At 62.1% G+C, this 22,287-nt stretch carries 23 protein-coding genes; 18 read left to right on the forward strand and 5 right to left on the reverse strand.

Annotated elements, in window-relative coordinates; translation table 11 throughout:
- Positions 1–152 precede the first annotated feature (152 nt).
- Together fbaA and LDN90_RS02490 are read left to right on the forward strand one after the other, a co-directional pair.
- A complete protein-coding gene (gene fbaA / locus LDN90_RS02485; protein ID WP_216922110.1) occupies positions 153–1,172 on the forward strand; it encodes a class II fructose-bisphosphate aldolase in 1,020 nt (339 codons plus the stop codon).
- Positions 1,172–1,594, forward strand: a complete 423-nt coding sequence (locus tag LDN90_RS02490; RefSeq protein ID WP_223947785.1) for a DUF3151 domain-containing protein — start codon at positions 1,172–1,174, stop codon at positions 1,592–1,594. The genes fbaA and LDN90_RS02490 overlap by 1 nt, the downstream gene beginning before the upstream one ends.
- Positions 1,595–1,737: 143 nt before the next feature.
- Here LDN90_RS02490 and LDN90_RS02495 read toward each other — a convergent pair whose 3' ends face one another.
- Entirely contained in the window at positions 1,738–2,370 is a 633-nt protein-coding gene (locus tag LDN90_RS02495) for a uracil-DNA glycosylase (RefSeq protein ID WP_223947786.1), read from the reverse strand.
- Between the two features lie 349 nt (positions 2,371–2,719).
- Between LDN90_RS02495 and LDN90_RS02500 the strand changes: the two genes are divergently transcribed.
- The 7 genes from LDN90_RS02500 to LDN90_RS02530 all read left to right on the forward strand — a co-directional run bounded on the left by LDN90_RS02500 (position 2,720) and on the right by LDN90_RS02530 (position 8,949).
- Positions 2,720–3,334: a SipW-dependent-type signal peptide-containing protein gene (locus LDN90_RS02500; RefSeq protein ID WP_223947787.1), complete on the forward strand. Its 615-nt coding sequence runs from the start codon at positions 2,720–2,722 to the stop codon at positions 3,332–3,334.
- Positions 3,335–3,337: 3 nt separating this feature from the next.
- Positions 3,338–3,997, forward strand: a complete 660-nt coding sequence (locus tag LDN90_RS02505) for a SipW-dependent-type signal peptide-containing protein (protein WP_223947788.1) — start codon at positions 3,338–3,340, stop codon at positions 3,995–3,997.
- Positions 3,994–4,557 (forward strand): signal peptidase I, encoded by a 564-nt coding sequence (locus LDN90_RS02510; RefSeq protein WP_223947789.1) that lies wholly within the window; start codon positions 3,994–3,996, stop codon positions 4,555–4,557. Before LDN90_RS02505 ends, LDN90_RS02510 begins: the two co-directional genes overlap by 4 nt.
- Positions 4,558–4,567: 10 nt before the next feature.
- Positions 4,568–5,227 (forward strand): hypothetical protein, encoded by a 660-nt coding sequence (locus LDN90_RS02515; RefSeq protein WP_223947790.1) that lies wholly within the window; start codon positions 4,568–4,570, stop codon positions 5,225–5,227.
- Complete coding sequence (locus LDN90_RS02520) at positions 5,224–5,739, forward strand: hypothetical protein (RefSeq protein WP_223947791.1); 516 nt, start codon at positions 5,224–5,226, stop codon at positions 5,737–5,739. Before LDN90_RS02515 ends, LDN90_RS02520 begins: the two co-directional genes overlap by 4 nt.
- A 222-nt stretch (positions 5,740–5,961) precedes the next feature.
- Complete coding sequence (locus LDN90_RS02525) at positions 5,962–7,251, forward strand: adenylosuccinate synthase (protein ID WP_216922102.1); 1,290 nt, start codon at positions 5,962–5,964, stop codon at positions 7,249–7,251.
- A gap of 303 nt (positions 7,252–7,554) precedes the next feature.
- On the forward strand, positions 7,555–8,949 hold the full coding sequence (locus tag LDN90_RS02530) for an MFS transporter (RefSeq protein ID WP_223949218.1): 1,395 nt from the start codon (positions 7,555–7,557) through the stop codon (positions 8,947–8,949).
- On the opposite strand, the gene LDN90_RS02535 is transcribed toward LDN90_RS02530, so the two are convergent.
- Both LDN90_RS02535 and LDN90_RS02540 read right to left on the reverse strand, forming a co-directional pair.
- The gene (locus tag LDN90_RS02535; protein WP_223947792.1) at positions 8,946–9,377 is read right to left on the reverse strand and encodes a DUF4440 domain-containing protein; all 432 of its coding nucleotides are present in this window, start codon (positions 9,375–9,377) and stop codon (positions 8,946–8,948) included. The two genes, LDN90_RS02530 and LDN90_RS02535, sit on opposite strands and share 4 nt — an antisense overlap.
- Positions 9,378–9,540: 163 nt before the next feature.
- A complete protein-coding gene (locus tag LDN90_RS02540) occupies positions 9,541–10,782 on the reverse strand; it encodes an MFS transporter (protein ID WP_223947793.1) in 1,242 nt (413 codons plus the stop codon).
- A 104-nt stretch (positions 10,783–10,886) separates the two neighbouring features.
- On the opposite strand from LDN90_RS02540, the gene LDN90_RS02545 reads away from it, so the two are divergent.
- From LDN90_RS02545 to LDN90_RS02555, 3 genes are all read left to right on the forward strand, one after another.
- Positions 10,887–11,459 (forward strand): TetR/AcrR family transcriptional regulator, encoded by a 573-nt coding sequence (locus LDN90_RS02545; protein ID WP_223947794.1) that lies wholly within the window; start codon positions 10,887–10,889, stop codon positions 11,457–11,459.
- 50 nt (positions 11,460–11,509) lie between these two features.
- Positions 11,510–12,439 (forward strand): NADP-dependent oxidoreductase, encoded by a 930-nt coding sequence (locus tag LDN90_RS02550; protein WP_223947795.1) that lies wholly within the window; start codon positions 11,510–11,512, stop codon positions 12,437–12,439.
- A 256-nt stretch (positions 12,440–12,695) separates the two neighbouring features.
- On the forward strand, positions 12,696–14,324 hold the full coding sequence (locus tag LDN90_RS02555; protein WP_223947796.1) for an ABC-F family ATP-binding cassette domain-containing protein: 1,629 nt from the start codon (positions 12,696–12,698) through the stop codon (positions 14,322–14,324).
- On the opposite strand, the gene LDN90_RS02560 is transcribed toward LDN90_RS02555, so the two are convergent.
- The gene (locus tag LDN90_RS02560) at positions 14,281–15,705 is read right to left on the reverse strand and encodes a DHA2 family efflux MFS transporter permease subunit (RefSeq protein ID WP_223947797.1); all 1,425 of its coding nucleotides are present in this window, start codon (positions 15,703–15,705) and stop codon (positions 14,281–14,283) included. The two genes, LDN90_RS02555 and LDN90_RS02560, sit on opposite strands and share 44 nt — an antisense overlap.
- A 98-nt stretch (positions 15,706–15,803) precedes the next feature.
- On the opposite strand from LDN90_RS02560, the gene LDN90_RS02565 reads away from it, so the two are divergent.
- From LDN90_RS02565 to LDN90_RS02575, 3 genes are all read left to right on the forward strand, one after another.
- Positions 15,804–16,361, forward strand: a complete 558-nt coding sequence (locus LDN90_RS02565) for a TetR family transcriptional regulator (RefSeq protein ID WP_223947798.1) — start codon at positions 15,804–15,806, stop codon at positions 16,359–16,361.
- Between the two features lie 270 nt (positions 16,362–16,631).
- The gene (locus LDN90_RS02570; protein ID WP_223949219.1) at positions 16,632–17,006 is read left to right on the forward strand and encodes a MarR family transcriptional regulator; all 375 of its coding nucleotides are present in this window, start codon (positions 16,632–16,634) and stop codon (positions 17,004–17,006) included.
- Entirely contained in the window at positions 17,003–18,265 is a 1,263-nt protein-coding gene (locus LDN90_RS02575) for an MFS transporter (protein ID WP_223947799.1), read from the forward strand. Before LDN90_RS02570 ends, LDN90_RS02575 begins: the two co-directional genes overlap by 4 nt.
- Positions 18,266–18,328: 63 nt before the next feature.
- Here the strand turns inward: LDN90_RS02575 and LDN90_RS02580 are convergent, their stop codons facing one another.
- Positions 18,329–19,009 (reverse strand): GntR family transcriptional regulator, encoded by a 681-nt coding sequence (locus LDN90_RS02580; protein WP_223947800.1) that lies wholly within the window; start codon positions 19,007–19,009, stop codon positions 18,329–18,331.
- A gap of 159 nt (positions 19,010–19,168) precedes the next feature.
- On the opposite strand from LDN90_RS02580, the gene LDN90_RS02585 reads away from it, so the two are divergent.
- The 3 genes from LDN90_RS02585 (at position 19,169) to LDN90_RS02595 (ending at position 22,279) form a co-directional block, all read left to right on the forward strand.
- Positions 19,169–20,098 (forward strand): succinylglutamate desuccinylase/aspartoacylase family protein, encoded by a 930-nt coding sequence (locus tag LDN90_RS02585; protein ID WP_223947801.1) that lies wholly within the window; start codon positions 19,169–19,171, stop codon positions 20,096–20,098.
- Positions 20,095–21,252, forward strand: coding sequence for an N-methyl-L-tryptophan oxidase (gene solA, locus LDN90_RS02590; RefSeq protein WP_223947802.1), 1,158 nt, complete (start codon positions 20,095–20,097; stop codon positions 21,250–21,252). The genes LDN90_RS02585 and solA overlap by 4 nt, the downstream gene beginning before the upstream one ends.
- Positions 21,253–21,355: 103 nt before the next feature.
- Positions 21,356–22,279 carry an ABC transporter substrate-binding protein gene (locus LDN90_RS02595; protein WP_223947803.1) on the forward strand — a complete coding sequence of 308 codons (924 nt, stop codon included), beginning with the start codon at positions 21,356–21,358 and terminating at the stop codon, positions 22,277–22,279.
- Positions 22,280–22,287: the final 8 nt, after the last annotated feature.

Raw genomic sequence — 22,287 nt, forward strand, 5'->3', positions numbered from 1 at the left:
GATTGTCATTAAATGCCAACTCGGCGGAAGTGTTAAGAGCCCCAGTGACCCGAAACACGGCGTCCCGGCGGATATCGCTAGGATGGGAGCTAGCCGTAAGCGGTCTACTCCAGGGTTACCAACCCACAGACGAATTCAGCATAGGAGTCACCATGCCCATTGCAACCCCAGAGATTTACTCCGAGATGATCGACCGCGCAAAGGCTGGCGGATTCGCTTTCCCCGCGGTCAACGTGACGTCGTCGCAGACTCTGAACGCTGCGATCCGCGGTTTCGCCGAGGCCGAATCCGACGGCATCATCCAGGTTTCCACCGGTGGCGCAGCCTACTGGTCCGGCGCTTCGGTCAAGGACATGGTTGCCGGTTCGCTCGGTTTCGCAGCGTTCGCCCGCGAAGTTGCCAAGAACTACAACGTCAACATCGCCCTCCACACGGACCACTGCCCGCAGGACAAGCTGGCCGACTTCGTCCTCCCGCTGCTGGCAGCTTCCGAGGAAGCAGTCAAGGCCGGCAAGGACCCGATCTTCAACTCGCACATGTGGGACGGCTCGCACGAGACCCTCACCGACAACCTGCGCATCGGCCGCGAACTGCTTGAGCGCGCAGCTGCAGCGAAGATCATCCTTGAGGTGGAAATCGGCACCGTCGGTGGCGAAGAAGACGGCGTTGAGAACGAAATCAACGAGAAGCTCTACACCACCACCGAAGACGCTCTCGCTACCATCGAGGCTTTGGGTGCCGGCGAAAACGGCCGTTACCTCACCGCCCTGACCTTCGGCAACGTGCACGGCGTGTACAAGCCGGGCAACGTCAAGCTCCGCCCCGAACTGCTCAAGCAGATCCAGGCCGAGGTCGGCGCCAAGATCGGCAAGGACAACCCGTTCGACCTCGTGTTCCACGGCGGCTCGGGCTCCACGGAGCAGGAAATTGCTGACGCTGTTTCCTACGGTGTCATCAAGATGAACATCGACACCGACACCCAGTACGCGTTCACCCGCCCGGTTGCCGGCCACATGTTCTCCAACTACGACGGCGTCCTGAAGGTCGACGGCGAAATGGGCAACAAGAAGACCTACGACCCCCGCGTCTGGGGCGCTTCCGCCGAAGCCGGCATGGCCGCGCGCATCGTCGAAGCCGCCCAGCAGCTCGGATCGGTCGGCAAGACGTTCTAATGTCCGACGAATTCCGGAAGAACCTGATGGGGCCGGAGCCCACGCTCCTGCCCGCCGAAACCGAGATCTACCAGCACCTGGCTCTCGGCAAAGAAGCGCTGGACCTCGTGGAGAAAAACCCCACGTCGTCTCTTCTGTGGGCAATCCTCGCCGAGGAAGCCTGGGCTGAGGGCCGCACCATCGACTCGTACGCTTACGCCCGCGTGGGTTACCACCGCGGCTTGGACTCGCTGCGCCGCAACGGTTGGCGCGGCGTCGGGCCCATCCCGTGGGAGCACGAGCCCAACCAGGGCTTCCTGCGCGCGCTCTACGCGCTGGGTCGTGCCGCCGCTGCAATCGGCGAGCCCGAAGAGCCCGAGCGGATCGAGAAGTTCCTCAACGACTCAGACGCGAAGGCCAAGGCAGCGATCGAGGCCAGCTAAGGCCTGCGCTGCTTAAGCAAACGACGACGGCGGCCCTCACCAAAAGGTGGGGGCCGCCGTCGTTGTTAATCACCCAACTGAGTAGCACTTAAGAACGTTATGAGGGCCCAAAACGCGCACAAATGCGACTCAGTTGGGGGAGACTAAGACTTGCGCGGGATGCCCGTGCGCGCCATTGCCTCGGCGTAGGCGCTGTGGATGGCGTCCAGGTATTCCTGCTGGCGGGCGGGTGTGCCGGCGAAGGAGCGGCCACCAAGGGAACGGACCTTGAAGGTCTTGAAGCCGCGGCGGGCGATGCTGGCGGGGGCGGCCTTCATCAATTGGTCGGCAAGGCGGTGCGCTTCATTGCCGTGTGCCACAAGGGCCGACGTGCGCGGCAGGATCGCCAGCAAGCGCAGGAGCGGCTTGAGGCCTTCGGTGATGTTTGCCGGTGTCAGCTTGCCCGGTTCCTCGTTGGGCTCGATCCACGGGTACGCGTTCCACGGCATCATGAGCTCGGGGCGGAGGCCCAGCTGCCACTGCATGCCCAGCATGCGGGTGCTTGCTTCCTCGTCGCCCGGGGTGATGAAGCCCTCGCCCGAATTGGTGCGCTGGTTGGAGAAAAGGCTGACGATACGGCAGTCGTCCATGCTGTGGGCGGGGTCGATGTAGAGGACCTCGCTGCCTGGCTTCTGTTCCTTCAGGGAATCGCACAGACCGTTGACCTCGGCGATGTGGGGTTCGTAACGGCGGTTCCAGAGGAGTTCTTCGGGTGATTCAGTCGCCAGGTCTTGCATCAGGGGTTTGGTCTCCTAGGTGTTACTGCGCGCACCTATCCAAGGGGCCGCGGGCATGCCGCTGCCGAACCTCAAAGGGTGCTGTTGGGGGCTAACTAACCTTACCGGACTATGGGCGCTGCAGCACCCTGTTTCGGCGCGCCCCCAAATGAGACACGGCGTGTTGCCCCGGAACGTGGCCTGCGTCGAGCCTGAACATTAACCCATTTGTGCAGGTCAAAGCCGTTGACTTTGACCTGCACAAATGATGGATTGGGCTATTGGTTTTGGGGGAACCTGTTCTGGAACCCCCGACTCCATGCACCGGTCTTCAACAGCATCTTTCGCATCATCTACCTCGGGGGCAAACGTGGTTGTATCAACAGAGGCGTCGGCAGAATCAGGGCAGCGTCCCAAAAAAGCACCAAAGGTTCGCGCGATCCTGGCAGGTGGACTTGTCCTGGGAGTGGGTGCGGCGATCACTCTGGCGGCGTGGAACAGCTCCGAGTTTGCCCAAGGCACCTTCACAGCAGGCTCCTTCAATCTCCAGGGGAGCGTCAACGGGACCACGTTCACAGAGAATCCGGTAGGCTCGCCGGCCACGTTGGCATTCACTACCAACCCGACAAACCTGTCGCCGGGCGACGTCGTATCCGCCCCGTTCGCTGTCAGGTTGGATGCGGCGTCAAGCTACGACGCCACGGTGACCATCTCCACGGAAGGATCCACGGGATCCCTGGCGGGCTTAACGTACGAGCTCACGCAGTCTGACGCTTTCGGTTGCGCCGAAACTGTCACGGAAACGTTGGTGGCGGCCGGAGAAACGCTGGGGTCGACGCCGGCGAGCGTCACCTTTCCGTTGACTCAGGGAGCCGGTACCGACCCCGGAGCACCAGTGAACCTCTGCTTCCGGGTGACCGCGGGGGCAGTTGTCCAAGCCCAAACCGGGTCCACCACGTGGGAATTCGCCGCACAGTCGCAGTGATCCATGGGTCATCGACGAGCAAAAACCAAGCGCGGTGTAGTTTTCCTTCGTATCCGTGCGCTCCTCGCAGGCGCATTGGCATTGGGACTCGGCGGCTCCGTCACACTCGCTTCCTGGACGGACAGCGACTTCGCCACGGGTTCGTTCGGAGCGAGCGTTTTCGTGACCGAGTCCAACGCCACCAATCCGTACAACGCCCTGGGAACGTGGAGCACCAACGACGTTTCACCCGGTGCCACGTTGGTGTTCAATGCCGCCGCGATGAGCCCGGGCACCGTGTTCTTTGCCCCGTTCGCCGTCCGGACCAAGGCGACGTCCGTGGAGGGTGAGGTGGTCCTCGGAGTTCCCGTGGTGACCAGCAGCGGCACTGGAACTGCGGATCTCGGGGCTGCGCTTCGTTATCGCGTGGTGCGTTCAGCCACGTGTGACGCTTCATCGTTCACCGGGACACCGGATTTCGTGGTGGGTAGCGATGGCGTCAAACCCTTGACCGTGGGCCAGGCTGCCGACGTCGTGAATCCGCTGGCGGCGGCCACGGCGACCTTGCCGGGGGCAGCGACGCAATTCTGCTTCGAAGTATCGCTTCCGGCGGGGGCAAACAATGCGTTGCAGGGCCAGACAGCAAGCGCGACCTGGCAGTTCACTGCCACCTCAAGCTCATGAGCAGGCCCCGGATCCGGCCTGGCCGGTTTGAGCACCGCTTGCGGGAGACGCTGCTGAACCTGGCTGCCGCGGGCGGCACTGTCTGCCTTATGGCAGTGGTTCTAGCGGTGGCGTTCAACATCACCCTGATCCTGTTCAAAACCGGCTCTATGTCGCCCACTATCCCAGCAGGTTCGCTGGCCGTGGTTCGCGAGATTCCAGCGGCCGAGATCAAAATAGGTGACGTTGTTACGGTGGACCGGCCCGGAAAGCTGCCCATCACGCACAGGATCCAGAGCGTTGGACCCGCGGAGGGAGCTGCCCGCACCATCACAATGAAAGGCGACGCCAACGCCGACGCTGATCCAGCGCCGTACGTCGTGGAGCGCGTCCGAATTGTCCTCTGGTCCGTCCCCGGCCTCGCCTATCCCTTGGCTGCCGCCGCCAACCCGGTGGTGCTGGGTGTGACCACCGTCTGCGTAGCGGCGCTGGTGAGCTGGGTGCTGTGGCCTCGGAACGGATCCCGAAACGGATCCGGCCGCGGCCAGCGCCGAAAAAGAGGGCAACATGCTGCTACCTAGATTGAGGGCCTTGACCGGGCTGCTCGCTCTCTTTTTGTTGGGCGCCCTACCCGCCCACGCTGAGGAAGGACCTTCCGGTTGGCTGGAGCTCGACGCCGGTCCGGCCGGGGAAGTGCACCGTCTCACCCCTGGTGGGACGGCGGATTGGGTGGTTGATGTGCATGCACGCGGTGAGGGCGCCGGTTTGCTGGAAGTGTGGATCCAGCCGACGGAAACGGCAGGTCCGGAGAGCGAATCCGGGCTCCGGGACTTCCTCAGCGTGCAATTACGGTCCTGTGAACAGCCATGGAATGGCACCGTGTGTGCGAGCGGTGAACGGAGCTTGCTTGAGCCTACGGATCTAAACCTTGCCGAGGGCTTGAGGATCGACCTCATGAAAGACGGCAGCACATGGTCCAACGGGTCGTACGTCCTGGTGAGCGCGGCGCTCGCGGAGGACGTTCCCGCAGAGTTCCAGGGGAGCCGCACGCAGATTGTGCTGGGTGTCCATGGTTCCGGCGATGCGGTTGGAGATCCCAGCCCCGGTGCGGTCACCGCACGTCCGGGCGGGCCGCCGTCGTCCATTGGCTTGGCTGATACCGGTGCCAGGCTAGGTGGCGCAGCGATGCTGGGCGTGCTTGCGGTCGCCACAGGGTTCGCTCTTGCCCGGTTGCGGGGTGCGCAAGTATGAAGAAGCGGCTCGGGTGGCTGGCGTTCGGGGCGGTGGCATTCGCCTTACTGACTTCCGCCTCAAGCCCGCCATCGGTGACGGAGGCGTCCTGGCAGCGGAGTGAATTCGGCACGGGTAGCTTCGGGACCATCACGATTCCGCCCGCAACGCTCAATGGCGCCTGCGAATACCATCCGGTTTTACTCGGCGCCGGAGCCTACGTCAGGATATTTTGGAAGCCGCCAGCCGCCTACCCAGACCTCGCGGACGCTCTGATTGATGTCCACCTGATCACTGCCGGATCCCCGGTGACCACCCTGCAGGGGTATCCAGGTACGGCCAACACAACCGGGACATCGGCGGGCTACACCACGGACATTCCAGCCACGCTTCTTGGTGGCATTTTGGGGTTCAACACGCAGTTCCAAGTAGATATCTACGTCACGGCGGCCGGTTGGAAGTCCACACCCGTCTCGGTCAAGGCCAATGCAGGACTGATTGCTGGTGTTGGTGGTTCCTGCACCAATCTGTGAATCGTCACCGGCGTACTCCAAACTGACACTAAACGTCCCCGGGACACTCCTTGACACCAGAGTTTCAGGCCCCATCGGCTAAACTTGGCTGGTAAGAGCCCCGAAACTCTTGCGTATGCTGCCATGCGGCAGGCTGCACCGGTAAGTCGGGGCATTCTCATGTACGGCGTCGAGTCCTGGCCATCCGGCTTGGTCTCGCCCGAAAGAATGGGGGAGGATCCCATGCCCGCTATCGTGATCGTCGGAGCCCAGTGGGGCGACGAAGGCAAAGGCAAAGCTACCGATCTGCTCGGTGGCCGTGTTGACTACGTGGTTAAGCCCAACGGCGGCAACAACGCCGGGCACACCGTGGTGGTTGGCGGTGAGAAGTATGAGCTGAAGCTCCTTCCCGCGGGCATTCTGAGCCCCAATGCAATTCCCATTATTGGCAACGGCTGCGTGGTGAACCTCGAGGCCCTTTTCCAGGAAATCGACGGCCTTGAAGCCCGTGGCGCGGACACCTCCCGTTTGCGCGTTTCGGCCAACGCACACCTCGTAGCGCCGTACCACCAGGTCCTGGACAAGGTCACGGAGCGCTTCCTCGGCAGCCGCGCCATCGGAACCACGGGCCGTGGCATTGGTCCGGCTTACATGGACAAGGTGGCCCGCTTGGGCATCCGCGTCCAAGACGTCTTCGACGAATCGATCCTCCGCCAGAAGGTGGAAGGCTCCCTGCGCCAGAAGAACGAACTCCTGGTCAAGGTCTACAACCGCCGCGACATCGTGGTGGACGAGATCGTGGAATACTTCCTGTCCTTCGCAGAGCGTCTCCGCCCGCTGGTCATCGACAGCACGCTTGAGCTGAACAACGCTCTGGACGAGGGCAAGGTTGTGCTCATGGAGGGCGGTCAGGCCACGTTCCTGGACGTCGACCACGGCACCTACCCGTTCGTCACGTCCTCCAACCCGACGGCCGGCGGTGCTTCCGTTGGCTCGGGCATCGGCCCCACCCGGATTTCGCGCTCCATCGGCATCATCAAGGCCTACACCACGCGCGTTGGCGCCGGCCCGTTCCCCACGGAACTCTTCGACGAGATGGGCGTCTACCTGCAGAAGACCGGTGGCGAGTTCGGTGTGAACACCGGCCGCCCTCGCCGCTGCGGTTGGTACGACGCCGTGCTGGCGCGCCACGCTTCCCGCGTCAACGGCTTCACGGACTACTTCGTGACCAAGCTGGATGTCCTCACGGGCATCGAGCAGATCCCGGTCTGCGTTGCCTACGACGTCGACGGCGTCCGCCACGACGAAATGCCCATGACGCAGACCGAGTTCCACCACGCGGTGCCGATCTTTGAGTACTTCGACGGTTGGACTGAGGACATCACCGGCGCCCGGACCATGGAGGACCTTCCGGAGAATGCCCGCAACTATGTGCTGGCTTTGGAAAAGCTCTCCGGTACGCGGTTCTCGGCCATCGGCGTCGGACCGGACCGCGACCAGACGATCGTTGTGCATGATCTGATCAACGACTAAGTTTTACTGAATTTACGACGACGGAGGGTCACCCCTGGTTCTTTGGAACGCTGGTTCCTCAGGAACCTTGGGGTGGCCCGCCGTCGTTGTCGCTAGCCCTGGTATCCACCCACTGCTCCGCCTCGCTCAGAAGTTGCGCGTTCCCGGGACTATTTCGGCGACGCGCGCGGTTACGCCATTCGGGGCCGAAAGCTACGTGCGCGAACAAGCTGAGATGACGACGGGACGGGATACGTGACTACAGAAACTGCTGCTGACGGAGTCGGGTTCCGTTCCCGCCGGGGACCCATCCTCATTGCCCTGATGCTCTCCACCGGGCTGGTGGCCATTGATGCGACGATAGTCGCCACGGCGGTGCCATCGATTGTGGATGACATCGGCGGTTTCACGTCTTTTCCTTGGCTTTTTTCGGCGTACCTGTTGGCGCAGGCAGTCTCCGTGCCTGTCTATGCCAAGCTGTCCGACGTCGTGGGCCGCAAGCCGATCATCCTCAGCGGGATCGGCCTGTTCCTCCTGGCTTCCATCCTGTGCGGGCTGGCCTGGAGCATGCCCGCCCTCATCGCTTTCAGGGTGCTTCAGGGCCTCGGCGCAGGAGCCATCCAGCCGGTGTCCATCACCATTGCCGGGGATATTTACACGCTCGCGGAGCGGGCGAAAGTACAGGGCTACCTTGCCAGCGTTTGGGCAGTATCGTCCGTTGTTGGACCGACATTGGGAGGCATTCTTTCTTCCTTGGGCATTTGGCGTTGGATCTTCTTCATCAACATCCCGCTGTGTCTTCTGGCCGGATGGATGTTGGTCCGGACATTCCACGAGAACGTCGAGCGGACGAAACACCGGGTCGATTATCTGGGGGCAGGGCTCCTAACAGTCTCGCTAAGCTTGCTCATCCTGGGAGCGCTTGAGGGCGGCCAAGCCTGGTCTTGGAACTCCTCCATAAGCATCGCGGTGTTTGCCGTCGGTGCGTTGGTGTTCGTCGCCTTCCTCTTCGTAGAGAGGAGAGCGGCTGAGCCTGTCCTCCCACCGTGGGTTGTTTCCCGCCGCCTGCTGGCGACGACGGCGATGATCTCCTTTGGCGTTGGCGCAGCCATTCTTGGTCTCACCTCGTACGTCCCAACGTTCCTCGAAGGAGCGCTGGCGACTTCCCCGGTCTTTGCCGGACTCGCTTTGGCGGCCTTGACGGTCGGCTGGCCAATCAGCGCGTCCCAGGCTGGCCGGTTCTACCTCCGGATCGGGTTCCGGAGGACGGCTTTGATCGGAATTTCCGTGACGGTCATCGGCGCTGCCGTGCTTGCCCTCACAGCCTCATCACCCAACGTTTTGTTGGTGGCCGTGGCCTGCTTCATTGTTGGCCTGGGCCTCGGATTGGTCGCGACGCCGAGCCTGATCGCCGCGCAGTCGAGCGTCGAATGGAACGAACGCGGGGTAGTTACCGGGACAAATCTTTTTGCCCGTTCCATCGGTAGTTCGATTGGCGTGGCTGTTTACGGTGCGATCGCCAATGCCATTTATGCTGGTGGCCCCAGCGGCGGCCCCGATCCGCAAACAACGGTGTCCGCTTCCACCGCCGTCTTCCTGGCCGTGCTGGTGAGTGCCGTGCTTACTGTCATCGCCGTCGTCGCGATGCCTTCCAAGGCGGACGACGCCATCGCCGCCCAAACGGCTGCCAAGACCGGTGTTGCGCCGTCGCAGGATTAGGACCCGCCGCTTGGCATCGTGTCTTCCGGGCTGACGAAGTCGGTGTGTTCGTGGATGACTTTCCACTCGCCTTCCTCGCGACGGAAGACGCTGGTGGCGCGAAGGGCGAACGGGCGGGGAGCGCTTCCGTCAATGGTGCCGGTGAAGCGGACAACGGCGGCGGTGTACGCCATGTCTCCCACGACGTCGAACGCCATAACGTCCAACTTGACGTCTTGGCCTCCCGCAAGCCGGGCTGCTACTCGCCGAAATGTCGGTTCCAGCTGGGTCCACCCTGTGGTCGAGACGCCCACTGCTCCAAACAGGCTTACTGGCTCGCGGTGGGACCACATTTCAATGCGACGCGAGGGGTCCCCGTTGACAAGCGCGGCCTCGGCTGCGTGCAGGGCAGGTTCAGCCCACGCGAGGAATTCCTCCCGGGGATCCATGACTCCTCCTCCACAAGTGCGGGTTTCTCACAGCGTCCTCCCTCCGAAACGCCCAGTCAACGCAGGTGAACCACCCGGCGTTAAACGCTCGACGGCGGCAGGCGGCGCTGCTCTGATGAGCCGCCGCCCGCCGTCGTACTCCCCGAAAGCCAGCGGCACGGTATCAATCCGGCCGGCTGTTGGCCGTCACAGGGGATCGCGCTGGGGCAGGCTTGGGTGTGGATTCAGATTTCAACAGCGCCGCTTGGATGACGATGCCCGCGGCAGCGAAGCTAGCGAGGGTCACACCGTATGCCAGCAAGGTTGGCACGAGCCCCCACACGGGCGCGAGTTGGCCAGCGATGATGACCGGCACACTGAACGCCAAGTATGCGGCTGCGTAAATGCTGGCGAATACCCCGGCGCGCTGATGCGGCTGAATGTGCGGTGCGATGAGTCGGATCTGTCCACCGAACGATCCGCCGAACCCAATTCCGCCCAGTACTGCTCCGACCCAAACCGCGGGGAGCCATGTTGCATTGATTCCGAAGAGGACCGCAAGGATCCCGAGCAGAATGAAGGAGACCCCGGCGAGCGAGCTGTGTCGGGCGGGATAGCGGCCAAATACAAGGCTTGCCACCGCGGCTGAGAACGGGCCAAGGAAAGCGGTGAAACCCGCCACCAGGCCACCGTCCAGCGCAAAGTGGACCCGGAGCAGCGCCGGCGAGAGGCCAAGGAAGAGGGCTGGAAACATCCACCCGGCGATGTGAAGGGGGAGGCCTGCGGCGAACTCCCGGCGTATTTTGCCGGGAATGCTCAGACGCGGGGTGAGGGAACGGACTGCGCCCGGGCGTGTCACGGCTGTCTCGGAGGTGAAACTGACAAAGATGATGCCGAGGACCATGGCCCCCGCCAGGATGGCAAAAATCAAGGTGTTGGCGTCAGCCGTGAACTGAACCGCTGCGCCGGTCACCAACGCTCCCAGGCCTAGACCGCCCGCTACGGACGCGCCAGCGAGATTGCCGGCAAGTTTCTTGAGGGAGCCGGGGGCCTGCTCTTGGATCGCGGCGTTGAAGGCGCCGGTTGCAAGGCCGGTGGCGATCCCCTGCAGGGCCCGTGCAAGGATCACCCATGTGATGGTGGGCGCGGCCAGGAACATGACCATGGAAATGAGTTCTCCATAAAGGGCCAGAAGCATGACGGGCCGACGACCCAGATGGTCCGAAAGCGAGCCGGCCACCAAGAGGGCGGCGAGCAGCGCAAGGGCGTAGACGGAGAACGCGAAGCTCAGGGTGCCGGCTGAGAATCCCCATTCCTGTTGACGTAGTGAGAGCAAAGGTGTGGGTGCGCCGGCGGCGAAGAAGAACGCCGCGAAAACGAGCGCCAGCCCGGCGAATGCCGGTTTGGGTGGGAGGGAACGGTGCAAGGGAAAGTCTCCTTAGACAGGTTGGTCTAACTCTTCCCAGTTAGACAGGTCTGTTCAATTAAGTCAAGAATTTTTAGACAGACCTGTCTGATATGCTGGAATGCATGGTGACTACCAGGGTGCCCGCTCGTCAACGCCTCCTTGATGCAGCGGACAAACTGTTCTACTCGGAGGGCGTACACACAGTTGGGATCGACCGTCTTATCGAAGAGGCCGGCGTGGCCAAGGGCTCGCTCTTCTACAACTTTTCCGGCAAAGACGAGTTGGTTTCCGCCTACTTGGCGGGCCGGGATCAGCAACGCCGTGAGCGGATAGCCAGGCACCAGGCTGGGCTTGACGAGCCCACGGCGAAATTGCTTGCCATCTTTGATTCCCTTCACGAAGCGGTGACCTCGCCCGGATACAAGGGCTGCCCGTTTGCCAATGCAAACGCCGAAGCACTCCCGGGAAGCGTCGAGGCTGAAGCCCTGAGAACGTTCCGTGGTTGGCTTTCCGACGCAATCCTGTCCCTCTGCGAAGAGGCCCGGTTTGCCGATCCAGCAGATGTCGCAGCGCGCATCCGCCTGCTATATGACGGAGCGGTGTCCAACTCGCACCTGGACGCCCAGCCGGGGGCTGTCCGCTTGGCCAAGGAACTGGCTTCCATGGTTTTGGAAAACGCACCCCGCGCCGTCTGACGTTAAGCCCCGATAGGAATAGCTTCACCACCGCTGGGGTTGACGCTCGCATGAAGGCGATTACCTACAGTGAATACGGAAGTCCGGACGTGCTGGAACTGACTGACCAGCCGATGCCCAAAGTGGGCCCGGGCATGGTCTTGGTAAGAGTCAGGGCGGCATCTGTGAACCCGGTGGACTGGAAGATCATGGCTGGGTACCTGGACTCCGTTATGGACCTTCAGTTTCCGGCCATTCCGGGTTGGGACGTGGCAGGCGTTGTGGAATCGGTGGGAATTGACGCCCCGCAATTCCAGCCCGGGGACGAGGTCATTGCCTATGGACGCAAGGACTATGTCCACGGAGGCAGCTTTGCAGAGTTCATTGCCTTGCCTGAGCGGCTCCTCGCCCGAAAGCCGGCATCGCTGGGATGGAACGCATCTGCTGGACTTCCCCTGGCAGGGCTGACGGCGTATCAAGTCCTCAAGCGCCTCGGTCTCCAGCCGGGGGAGACGCTGCTGATCCACGGTGGTTCCGGTGGCGTTGGCTCCCTTGGCATCCAGATTGCCGTGGCGCTCGGAGCGCGGGTTATCGCGACGGCTTCGGAGCGGAACCACGATTTCCTTCGTTCCCTCGGTGCCGAACCGGTGTCGTACGGCGAAGGACTTTCTGCGCGGGTACTGGACCTGCGTCCGGACGGTGTAGACGTTGTAGCCGATTTCGTAGGTGGAAACCTCAAGTCAACCCTGGAGGTTCTGGCAGAAGGCGGCAGGCACGCCTCCATTGCCGACAGCGAGGTAGAGGAACACGGCGGCACCTGGATGTGGGTGAAGCCGATTGGTGCCGAGCTGCAGGAGCTCGCAGATCTTGTTGATGAGCACAAAATCCAGGTCGAGGTGGCAGAAACGCTCCCGTTGGCGAAGGCTGCGGACGCCTTCCGGCTCAACATGGAAGGCCATACCCGCGGAAAGATCGTTGTTACCGTCCAGCACGACGGTTGATCACTGCTTTCAGGTGAAATCACGACGACGGCAGTCGCCAAGGTTCCCCGAGGAACCGGCTGGGGGGCCGCCGTCGTGCGTGGTTTGCCTTCGTGCGGCACTTTTGTGAAACTGGATTCCTCTGTTCCCAAGTGTTAGGCCGATGTTTTGACGGGCATTGCAGGTTTCGCGACGCTGACCACGCGCTGACACTTTCTGATGCCCTCGCGGGCCGGTGATTCAGCGCATTCGCTGAATCCTGGAGCCTCGAAGCATCATGCCTACAACAAGCAACCCGTCCATCACCCTCACCGACGTCGGCCTTCAGTGGCGCGACGGCACAACCGCCCTGTCCGGGATTTCCGGTAGCTTCGGACCCCTCCGCTCAGGACTGGTGGGATCCAACGGCGCTGGCAAGTCCACGCTGCTGCGCCTGATGGCCGGCGTCCTCACGCCCACCCAGGGGCACATCCGCACCAACGGGGATATCGGCTACCTTCCACAAACGCTTACCCTGAGTGCCGACTCAACCTTGGCGGAGCTCCTGGGTATCGGCAACAAATTGACGGCGCTGCGTGCCATCGAGTCCGGCGACGTCGGCGTGGAGCACTTCGATGTCCTGGGCGATGACTGGGACATCGAGACCAGGGCGGATGAAGCCCTTCACCACATCGGATTCTCCGGCGCGGACCTGGACAGGAAAGTTGGAGAGATTTCCGGCGGCGAGGCGATGCTCGTTGCCATCACCGGCCTTCGCCTCCAACGGACGAGCATTACCCTCCTGGACGAACCAACGAACAACCTAGACCGTGAAGCGCGCACCAAACTGTACGAGCTTCTAGCGACGTGGCCGGGGACGCTGGTGGTCGTTAGCCACGACGTTGACCTTCTGGAGTCGATGGACGCCACCGCAGAATTGCACGCCGGGCAGCTCACGGTTTTTGGTGGCCCCTACAGTGCATGGCGCTCCTACTTGGACGAGCAGCAAGGCGCGGCAGCCCAAGCTGTCCAGGCCGCCAAGCAAACCATGAAGGTGGAAAAGCGCCAACGCCAGGAAGCGGAATCGAAGCTCGCAAAAAGGGCCAGGACGGGGCAAGCGAGCTACGACAACAAGAAAGGCTCGAAGATTCTGATGAATCAGAGGGCATCCGATGCCCAGGTCTCTGCGGGGAAGTTGCGTTCGGGCTTGGACGACAAGGTGGCCGCAGCCCAAGCCGCCCTTGATGCCGCCTCTTCCAGGGTCCGGGAAGAGCAGCGAATCTCGTTGGATCTCCCGGACCCCGATGTTCCCCGTAGCCGCCAAATTGCGGAGCTGAGGGGAACAAACCGCTCCTTTATCCTGCAAGGACCGGAACGCGTGGCGATTATCGGGGCCAACGGCTCCGGCAAGACAACGCTCCTGGAACAGATCGTCAACCGAACCCTGGCCGATGAAGGCAAGGCATCGGGCCGCCTGCTCACGGAGCGGGCGGGCTATTTGCGCCAGCGGCTGGACGGCTTGGACGAAGCTGCCACCACGCTCGAAAACGTCCAGGCAGCCGCGCCGGGTGTCCCACCGGGAACCGTACGCAACCAGTTGGCGAGGTTCCTTTTGCGCGGCGACAGCGTAAACCGGCCAGTCCGTACACTCTCCGGAGGTGAGCGATTCAGGGTTTCCCTTGCCAGGCTCCTGTTCGCCGATCCGCCCTCCCAGGTCCTCATCCTCGACGAACCTACCAACAACCTGGACATCCATAGCGTGGACCAACTGGTCGAGGCCCTGAATGCCTATCGCGGAGCGGTGATCCTGGTCAGCCACGACGACGGGTTCCTGGCGCGGCTAAACCTGAGCCTGGTGCTCAAGCTGGACCGCGACGGATCCCTCACCGAGTTGCCCGGACGGCCCGGCGGTGTGCCAGAAGGATGATCGCGGCACAGGGGATTGCGACGGCGTAGAACCACGTTGCCGCGCTGAAGACGGCGGCATAGGCGTGCGCTTCAATCTGCACCGTTCCTGCGCCGGGTCCCCCCGAGGCAGCGAACACCACCGTCAAGAGGGCCAGGCCAATGGAACCGCCCAGCTGGTGGGCTGTGTTGACCAGGCCGGACGCCGCACCATTGTCTGCCGGCGCCACATTGGACATGCCGAACTCGGTCAGCAGGATGATGGCGAACCCTTGTCCGACTCCTAGCGCCATCAGTGGCAGCAAGATGCCGGGAAGATATGGCGTGTCCGGACCGATGGTACTCAACCACAGCATTCCGAGGCCGGCGATGCTCAATGCACCCAGCAGCAACGCTGGCTTGCCGATCAGGGTACCAAGGGGCCGCAATGCGTAGACCATGACGAAGAAGAGGAGTGTCAGCGGGATGTATGCGAGCCCGGCCATGAAGGCGCTGAATCCCAAGACGTTCTGGAGGTACTGGCTAAGGAAATAGAAGGTCGAAAACATCGCGCCCACGATGAGGAGGCGGATCACGTAGGCGCCGGAGCGCGTGGCATCACCGAAAAGGCGCAGGGGAGTTATGGGCCGCTCGGCTCTGCGCTCGACGAGCACAAACGCCACAAGGAAGAACACCGCAACGGCAAGGGAGATGATCGTCGTGGGATTGACCCACCCTGACTGGCCTGCGTTGACCAGCCCGTAAACCAGCGCGGACATCCCGATAGTGACTGTGAGTGCTCCCATGATGTCCACGCTGCCCCGGACGCGATCGGTTTCCGGGAGGAAGCGGCGGGTTAGGAGGAGGACAACGATCCCAATGGGGATGTTTATCAGCAAACCCCATCGCCAGGAAAGCAGGTCCGTGAACACCCCGCCGACGATGATTCCGACGCTGCCGCCAGCACCAATCACGGCACTGTAAATGCTGATTGCCCTGGAGCGCTCCTCCGGTTCGGGGAAGGATTGAACCAGGAGGGCAAGCGTTGCCGGAATCGCGAACGCCGATGCAGTCCCTTGCAGGATGCGCGCCGCGATCATGACCTCCGCGCTGACTGCCAGTCCGGCCAGCAAAGAGGCGAAGGTAAAGACTGCCACTCCTGCCATGAAAACCCGTCGCCTGCCCAGGAGATCGCCAACGCGGGCGCCTAAGAGCAGCAGCCCGCCAAACGCCAGTGCATAGCTGTTCTGGACCCATGAAAGGGATGCGGAGGTGAAGCCGAGTTCACGTTCCAGATGGGGCAATGACGTGGTCACAATCGAGGTGTCCAACACCATCATGAGTTGGCACCCCATGATCACCGCCAAAGTGAGGCTTCCGAACCGCCCCCGTACAGGGGCGGCTTTGGTTTGGGTTGCTGACATGTTTCAAGCCTTCCGCTAAGTAACTAACTGGTTCGTTTTAAAGAATGCGCGCTGGGGCCGGTTCTGTCAACTAACTGGTTACTTGCTATGCTGTGGGCATGGCGAGAGATGCAGAAGCGACCAAGAAGCGCATCCTGGATGCGGCCGAGGAAGAGTTTGCCCGGTACGGCATAGCCGGAGCGCGCGTTGACCGGATAGCAGATGAGGCGTTGGCCAATAAAGCGATGCTCTACCGGTACTTCGAGAGCAAGGATCGCTTGTTCGACGAAGTGTTCTCCCAGCGGGTCCTGGCCATCATGGAGGAGACTGAATTCGATGCCGGCGACCTTCCCGGCTATGCCGCCCGGGCCTTCGACCTTTACCAGAACGACCCCAACGTCCTCCGGCTGACTAATTGGTACATCTTGGAACGCGGCCAGGCCGCTGATCTTGAGGCCCTGGTTGCCTCCCATAAGGAAAAGCTCGCGCAGATTGAACGCGCTCAAAAAGACGGCGGTTTGCGGGCCGACTTGTCTCCCATTGAAATCCTGGCAACCGTCCGGGCCCTGGCCATGACGTGGCACACGCTTACTCCCGAAATGAGCCGGGCCAAGCTGCCCAGTGCCGCGCGGCGGCGCGCCACCATCATGGAGAACGTTCGCAGGCTCGTCGCCTAGTTAGACGCTTGGTGCCTGAGCCAGCTTGCTCACATTCCGTGGACAGCCGGTTGGGGGAGGAGCATAATAGTTAGCGTAGCTAATTAGCACTGCTAACTATTATGCGACCTCAGGAGGCGCCTTCCATTGACCGCGGCCAACAAAACAGCCACTCCTGCCGGCGAGGGAACCCCGCCTAGCGACGGAACCCCGTCTAATGAAGGAACCCCGGACATCCAGGCGGAGGAAATCCAAGCGGACCTCCTTGCGATCGACCTCCGAACCGCGGTCATGCGAACATCCCGCAGGCTTCGCATCGAAGCCACCGGTGATGTAATTACTCCCGGGCAGTACACGGTGCTCGCACATCTCAACTCCGGTTCGCAGACCCTCCGGGAATTGGCGGAGTTGGAGCACGTCCAGGCGCCGTCCATGACCCGGATCGTGAACGCCTTGTCCGGGCAGGGCTTCGTCTCTCGGCAGGCCCATCCCGAAGATGGTCGCCAGATCCACATCAGCATCACTGCCGCAGGCCGGGAAGTTCTGGCCGAGGCCCGCAGCCAACGGACCGCCTGGCTGGCCCAGCGCGTAGCGGGACTCAGCGAGGAAGACCGACTGACGCTCAGCCGGGCCGCGCGCATCATGCAGGAGATGAGCGCCAAGTGAGTGCTATGTTCCGTGCCCTCGAAAGTCCTAATTACCGGCTGTGGGCTGGTGGTGCACTGGTCTCCAATGTCGGCACTTGGATGCAAAGGGTGGCACAGGACTGGCTGGTTCTGACGGTCCTCACGAATCACTCCGGAACGGCAGTCGGCATCACCACAGCACTGCAATTCCTGCCCATGCTCCTGCTTGGGCCCTATGCGGGCGTCCTGGCCGACCGATACCGAAAGCGTGTGATCCTCCTCTGGACCCAAACGGCCATGGGAATCTGCGGACTGATCGTCGGCCTTCTGGTGGTAATGGGTGTTGCCCAGTTGTGGCATGTCTATCTCGCCGCCCTTGCCTTGGGGTTGGCCGCGGCCATCGATGGCCCGGCCCGTCAAGCGTTCGTGTCAGAACTTGTTGGTCCGGACAAGCTCTCCAATGCCGTGGCCCTGAACTCTGCGTCCTTCAACAGCGCCAGGCTGACGGGGCCTGCCATCGCCGGTGTGCTCATTGCATGGATTGGCACAGGCCCGGTGTTCCTTCTCAACGCGGCGAGCTTTGTGGCCGTTATTGTTTCCCTCTGCCGGGTTAAGGCCTCGGAGCTGGAGCCAGCAACCCCGGTGGCCCGCGGCAAGCACCAATTGACCGAGGGCCTCCGATACGTGCGTCAACGCCCTGACCTGGTCCTCATTTTGCTGATGGTGGGCCTCCTGGGCGCCTTTGGCATGAACTTCCAGGTGACGAATGCCTTGATGTCCACGGCGGAGTTTGGCATGGGGCCGGAGGAGTTTGGCTTCCTTGGTTCCATCATGGCCGTGGGAACGCTAGGAGGCGCGTTGCTTGCGGCCCGCAGGTCCGGCCCAAGGCTCCGTTTCATGCTGGGCGGTGCACTGAGCCTCGGCGCCTTTACTGTCCTGGCGAGCATCTCGCCGTCGTTCTGGATTTACGCGGCAGTGCTTGTTCCGGTAGGACTGGCGTCCATCACGTTCTTGAACAGCTGCAACACCACTATCCAGTTGTCCGTTGAGCCCCAATTCCGTGGACGCGTCCTTGCCCTGTACCTTGCCATCCTGCAAGGCGGCACGGCAATCGGAGCGCCTCTTATGGGCTGGATTGGCACGGAATTCGGGGCCCGCTGGGCCGTGGCATCCGGAGGCGCGGTAGTCGTTTTGACCGCCGTCGCTTGCGTGGTCCTGGTCAGCCGCCGTAGCCAGACGACACTCCGTGAACAGGTGCGCAGTGCGTGGCTGCGGAGGCGGGCAACCCAAGCGTCCTGATGCATCTTCAGGCGACGGGCTGCCATGCCTGAGCGATGATGGGCGTCCCGCTCCATCCCGCTATTACATTTGGTAGTAGTGCTGTTCCAGACCCTTGATCAATAGTTCGGGCTCTCCGGTCATGGCGGCGTCCACCAGCAAGAGATGCCGGTCCGCCTGGCTGTCGGACGTTCCCACGCCGCGCCGCATGATCGGCACCATCATGACCGCGAGAAGGGACTCCAGGCTCTGCCAGGCTTCCACCAGCTTTGTCTTGGGTTGCTGGTTCATCAGCGTCCCGTGGAACTCGCGGTCAAGCCTCATCAATTCTTCGACGTCGTCCGGCAGCCGCAGACCCCGCATTTGTTCTGCAATGTCCCTCAGCTCTTTTTCAGCGGCTGGGGACGGGGGAAGCACGGCATGCAGCGCCGCTCGTCCCTCAAGGGCTGCGAAGACCTCCCCAATCTCTGCGATGTCGCTGTCGCTGAAGTAGCGAACCCGATTTCCCGAGCCAGGCGAGAACTCCACCAGCCCTGTTGATGCGAGGCGCGTCAACGCTTCCCGGACCGTACCCCTGCTCACAGATAGGTCTTCAGCGAGCCTCTTCTCTACCAGATGCCGGCCCGGATCGAGGGTTCCGAGGATGATCTCCCGCCTAATTCGGTTGGCCACCTGATCCACAAGCGTGGTTCGCTCAGCAACCCGAGGCGCAAGCGTTCTCGCGAGAGTTGTCTTTGCTTGCTCGGAGAAAGCTTTGCTTTCCATTACCCACACCCCTAAAGCTCATGGCAGCCACCCCTCTTCGGAGTGACCCTTGACACTAGATCACTAGACGATAGTATCAAACAGTGATGTCGGACACGATTGTCCGACAATTAAGTGAAAGGGACGCCAATGGATGCCAGCCCGCTTAGGCAAGGGACCGTGATTCACGGCCACTTGCCGATCACCGGGCTCCCCGACGAAATCTTGGATCTGCCCTACATCGAGATCCAAGGCCGGGAGGCCGGGCCGCGACTAACACTGCTCGCTGGCGTGCACGGCTGTGAATACGCGGGCATGGCTGCCCTGCGGGAATTCGTTGCGGAGGTCAACCCGGCGCAACTAAATGGCACGATCACGGCTGTTCCCGTAGTCAACGTGCCGGCCTACACAAACCGGACAATGTTCGTCGTACCGGCCGACGGTAAGAATCTCAATAGGTGCTTTCCAGGCGACCCCAAGGGCACCTACTCTGACGTGCTCGCACACCATGTGTTCGAACGCTTCATTCGGGGAGCCGACTACCTCATCGATCTTCACTCCGGGGACGTTCCGGAGACTGTCCACCCGGTAGTTATCTACGACGAATCATCAGTCGACGAGACTGCACGGCGGATCGCCATGGCCTACGGAACCCAGCATGTTATCAGGCAACCCGCCGCGGCACGTGTTACGGCGGGTACAACGAGTTCCGCCGCTGCGGACGCCGGCATCCCGGCGATCACTGCTGAGGCGGGCGGCAACGGCACGGTAGATCGACAGGCTGTCGCCACCCACCTGCGCGGCCTACGGAACGTGGCCGCGAGTCTGGGCATGCTCCCCTACGAGGTGGAGCAGGCCCCCAACCAGATCGAACATGTGAACGGCTGGACGTGGATGTACGCCCCCATTGGCGGTTGGTGGGAACCGCTGGTGGAACTCGGCAGGCGCGCCGAGAAAGGCGACTTGCTCGGACGAGTCAGCAACCTGTTCGGTGACGTCGTCCACGAACTCAGGGCAGAGGAAGCCGGAATAACCATGATCATCACAACGAGCCCCGCGATAGCCGCGGATGGACTCCTTATTGTTCTCACCCGGGAGGTTTCACAGTGAGTTTGGGAAAGAAACGCGTGGCCATCATCGGCCTCGGCACCGCGGGCAGCATGGCCGCTTGGCGCCTGGCATCGCGCGGCGCGGAAGTTGTTGGCTACGAGCAATTCGGAACGGGCCACGATCGAAGCGCACACGGCGGTGAGTCCCGCATCTTCCGCACCGCCTACTTCGAAGATCCTGACTACGTGCCGCTGCTGCGCACTGCGAAAGCGATGTGGCGTCAACTCGAGGACGAGACAGGCGCCGATCTGCTCAAACTCGCCGGCAATCTCATGCTCGGTGATAACACCACAGAGATGGCCAACGTCAGCGCCTCCATTGAGAAGTTCGGAATAGACGCCGCCCTCGTTCCGCTCAATGAGGCACGCAACCGCTGGCCGAACCACCCCTTCCACGAGGAGGACGTTGTTGTCCTGGACCGTGAAGGAGGCTATGTTCGGCCCGAACTTGCCGTCCTGAATGCCTCACTACGAGCCAAGTCGCTTGGCGCCCAACTTCGGACCTACACTCCCGTTGACGGAATCGAGACCAAGAACGACGGCGTCTGGGTCAGTGCTGATGGCCAGAGCGAGCGTTACGATCACGTTGTGGTCACTGCCGGCCCCTGGGCCGCGAAGTTGCTTCCTGAACTTGCAGGGCTCGTTGACGTGCGCAAGGCCGTGTCGGCGTGGTTTGTCGGGAAAGAACGCCGGGCATTTGATCCGGGTAATTTCCCCTGCTTTATCCGCACGGCACCAGAAGAGTTTTACGGGCTCCCGGCGATGGACGGGAACGGGCTCAAGCTGGGCCTGTCCGGCAAGGTCAACCGGCCGGTGGCTGACCCGGACGCCCTCGACCGGACGGTTCCACTAGACGAGGTGCGGGCATTCAGGGAACTCGTGGCCGAATCCTTCCCCTCACTCCATCCGGACCCGGTCCGGGTCAATGCCTACATGGAGGGTTACACCCCGGACGGTCACGGCATTCTCGGCCGCCTCGGTGGCAACCAGCGACTGACGGTCGTCGCGGGACTTTCCGGACACGGGTTCAAGCTGGCACCCGCGCTCGGAGACATTGCTGCGGACTACGCCCTCAATGGCACCAGTGACAAGACCATCCCGCTCCTGAACCCCGATCGGTTCGTTACAGCGCCGACCTCGACGGCAAACCCGTGAGGTGATCGGTGCCCACTGCCAGGCATTCACGGATTTCTGGCATCCCCGCGTCAACCAAGACCTACATCATTCCGTACCGAAAAAGATTTCAAGGAAATACATCATGAAGACACAACATAAGGTCCACGCCACTGCGGCGGCCCTGGCCCTCCTCCTGACCCTGAACGCTTGCGGCAACGCTGCCAATGGCGAGCCCGCCCCGAGCTCCACCGAACTGGGACTTAGGGACATCTCCGAGGGCGTCCAGCCCGACCCCAAGGCAGTGAGCCTCCTGCCGAAGTCCTACAAGGACAAGGGCGAGCTCACTGTTGCCGCGGACCTGCACTATCCTCCGACAGTCTTCCTCGCCGAGGACAATAAGACCCCCATCGGCCTCAACCCGGACATTACAAGGCTGATCGGCAAAAAGCTCGGGGTAAACGTGAAGTTTGTAGACACGAAGTTCGACACGATCATCCCGGGCCTCGATGGCGGCCGCTACGACTTCACCGTCTCGACCATGGCCAAGACCGAAGACCGGCTCAAAGTCGTAGACATGATCGACTACTTCAAGGCCGGCAGCTCCATCGGGGTGAATGCCGGAAACCCGCAAAAACTGACCAACGAGACCCTATGCGGTAAAAGCATCGCCGTAACCCAGGGATCAACAGGTCAGCTGTTGCGCCTCCCGGCACTGAACGAGATGACCTGCACTTCCAAAGGACAGCCTGCGATCAACGCCGTGACGCTGCCGAATATCCAAGAGGCCCTGGTCCAGCTGAGCTCCAAGCGGATCGACGGCATCCTCTATGACACGACGGCTCTTGCATGGGCACAGACGCAGCAGCCGGGCTCGTTCCAAATGCTTACGCCCCCGCTCAACGTCGGTGGGTCCGGAATCACGGCAGTCGCCCTGAAGAAGGGCTCACCCCTGACCCCGGCTATCCAGGCAGCGATCCAGTCGATCCTTGAAACTCCGGAGTACAAGGAGTCACTCAAGACCTGGGGTCTTGAATTCGGTGCCATCACTGACGCCAAGCTGAACTAACGGGGTGC

Source organism: Arthrobacter sp. NtRootA1 (assembly GCF_019976975.1).
Classification (GTDB): domain Bacteria; phylum Actinomycetota; class Actinomycetes; order Actinomycetales; family Micrococcaceae; genus Arthrobacter; species Arthrobacter aromaticivorans.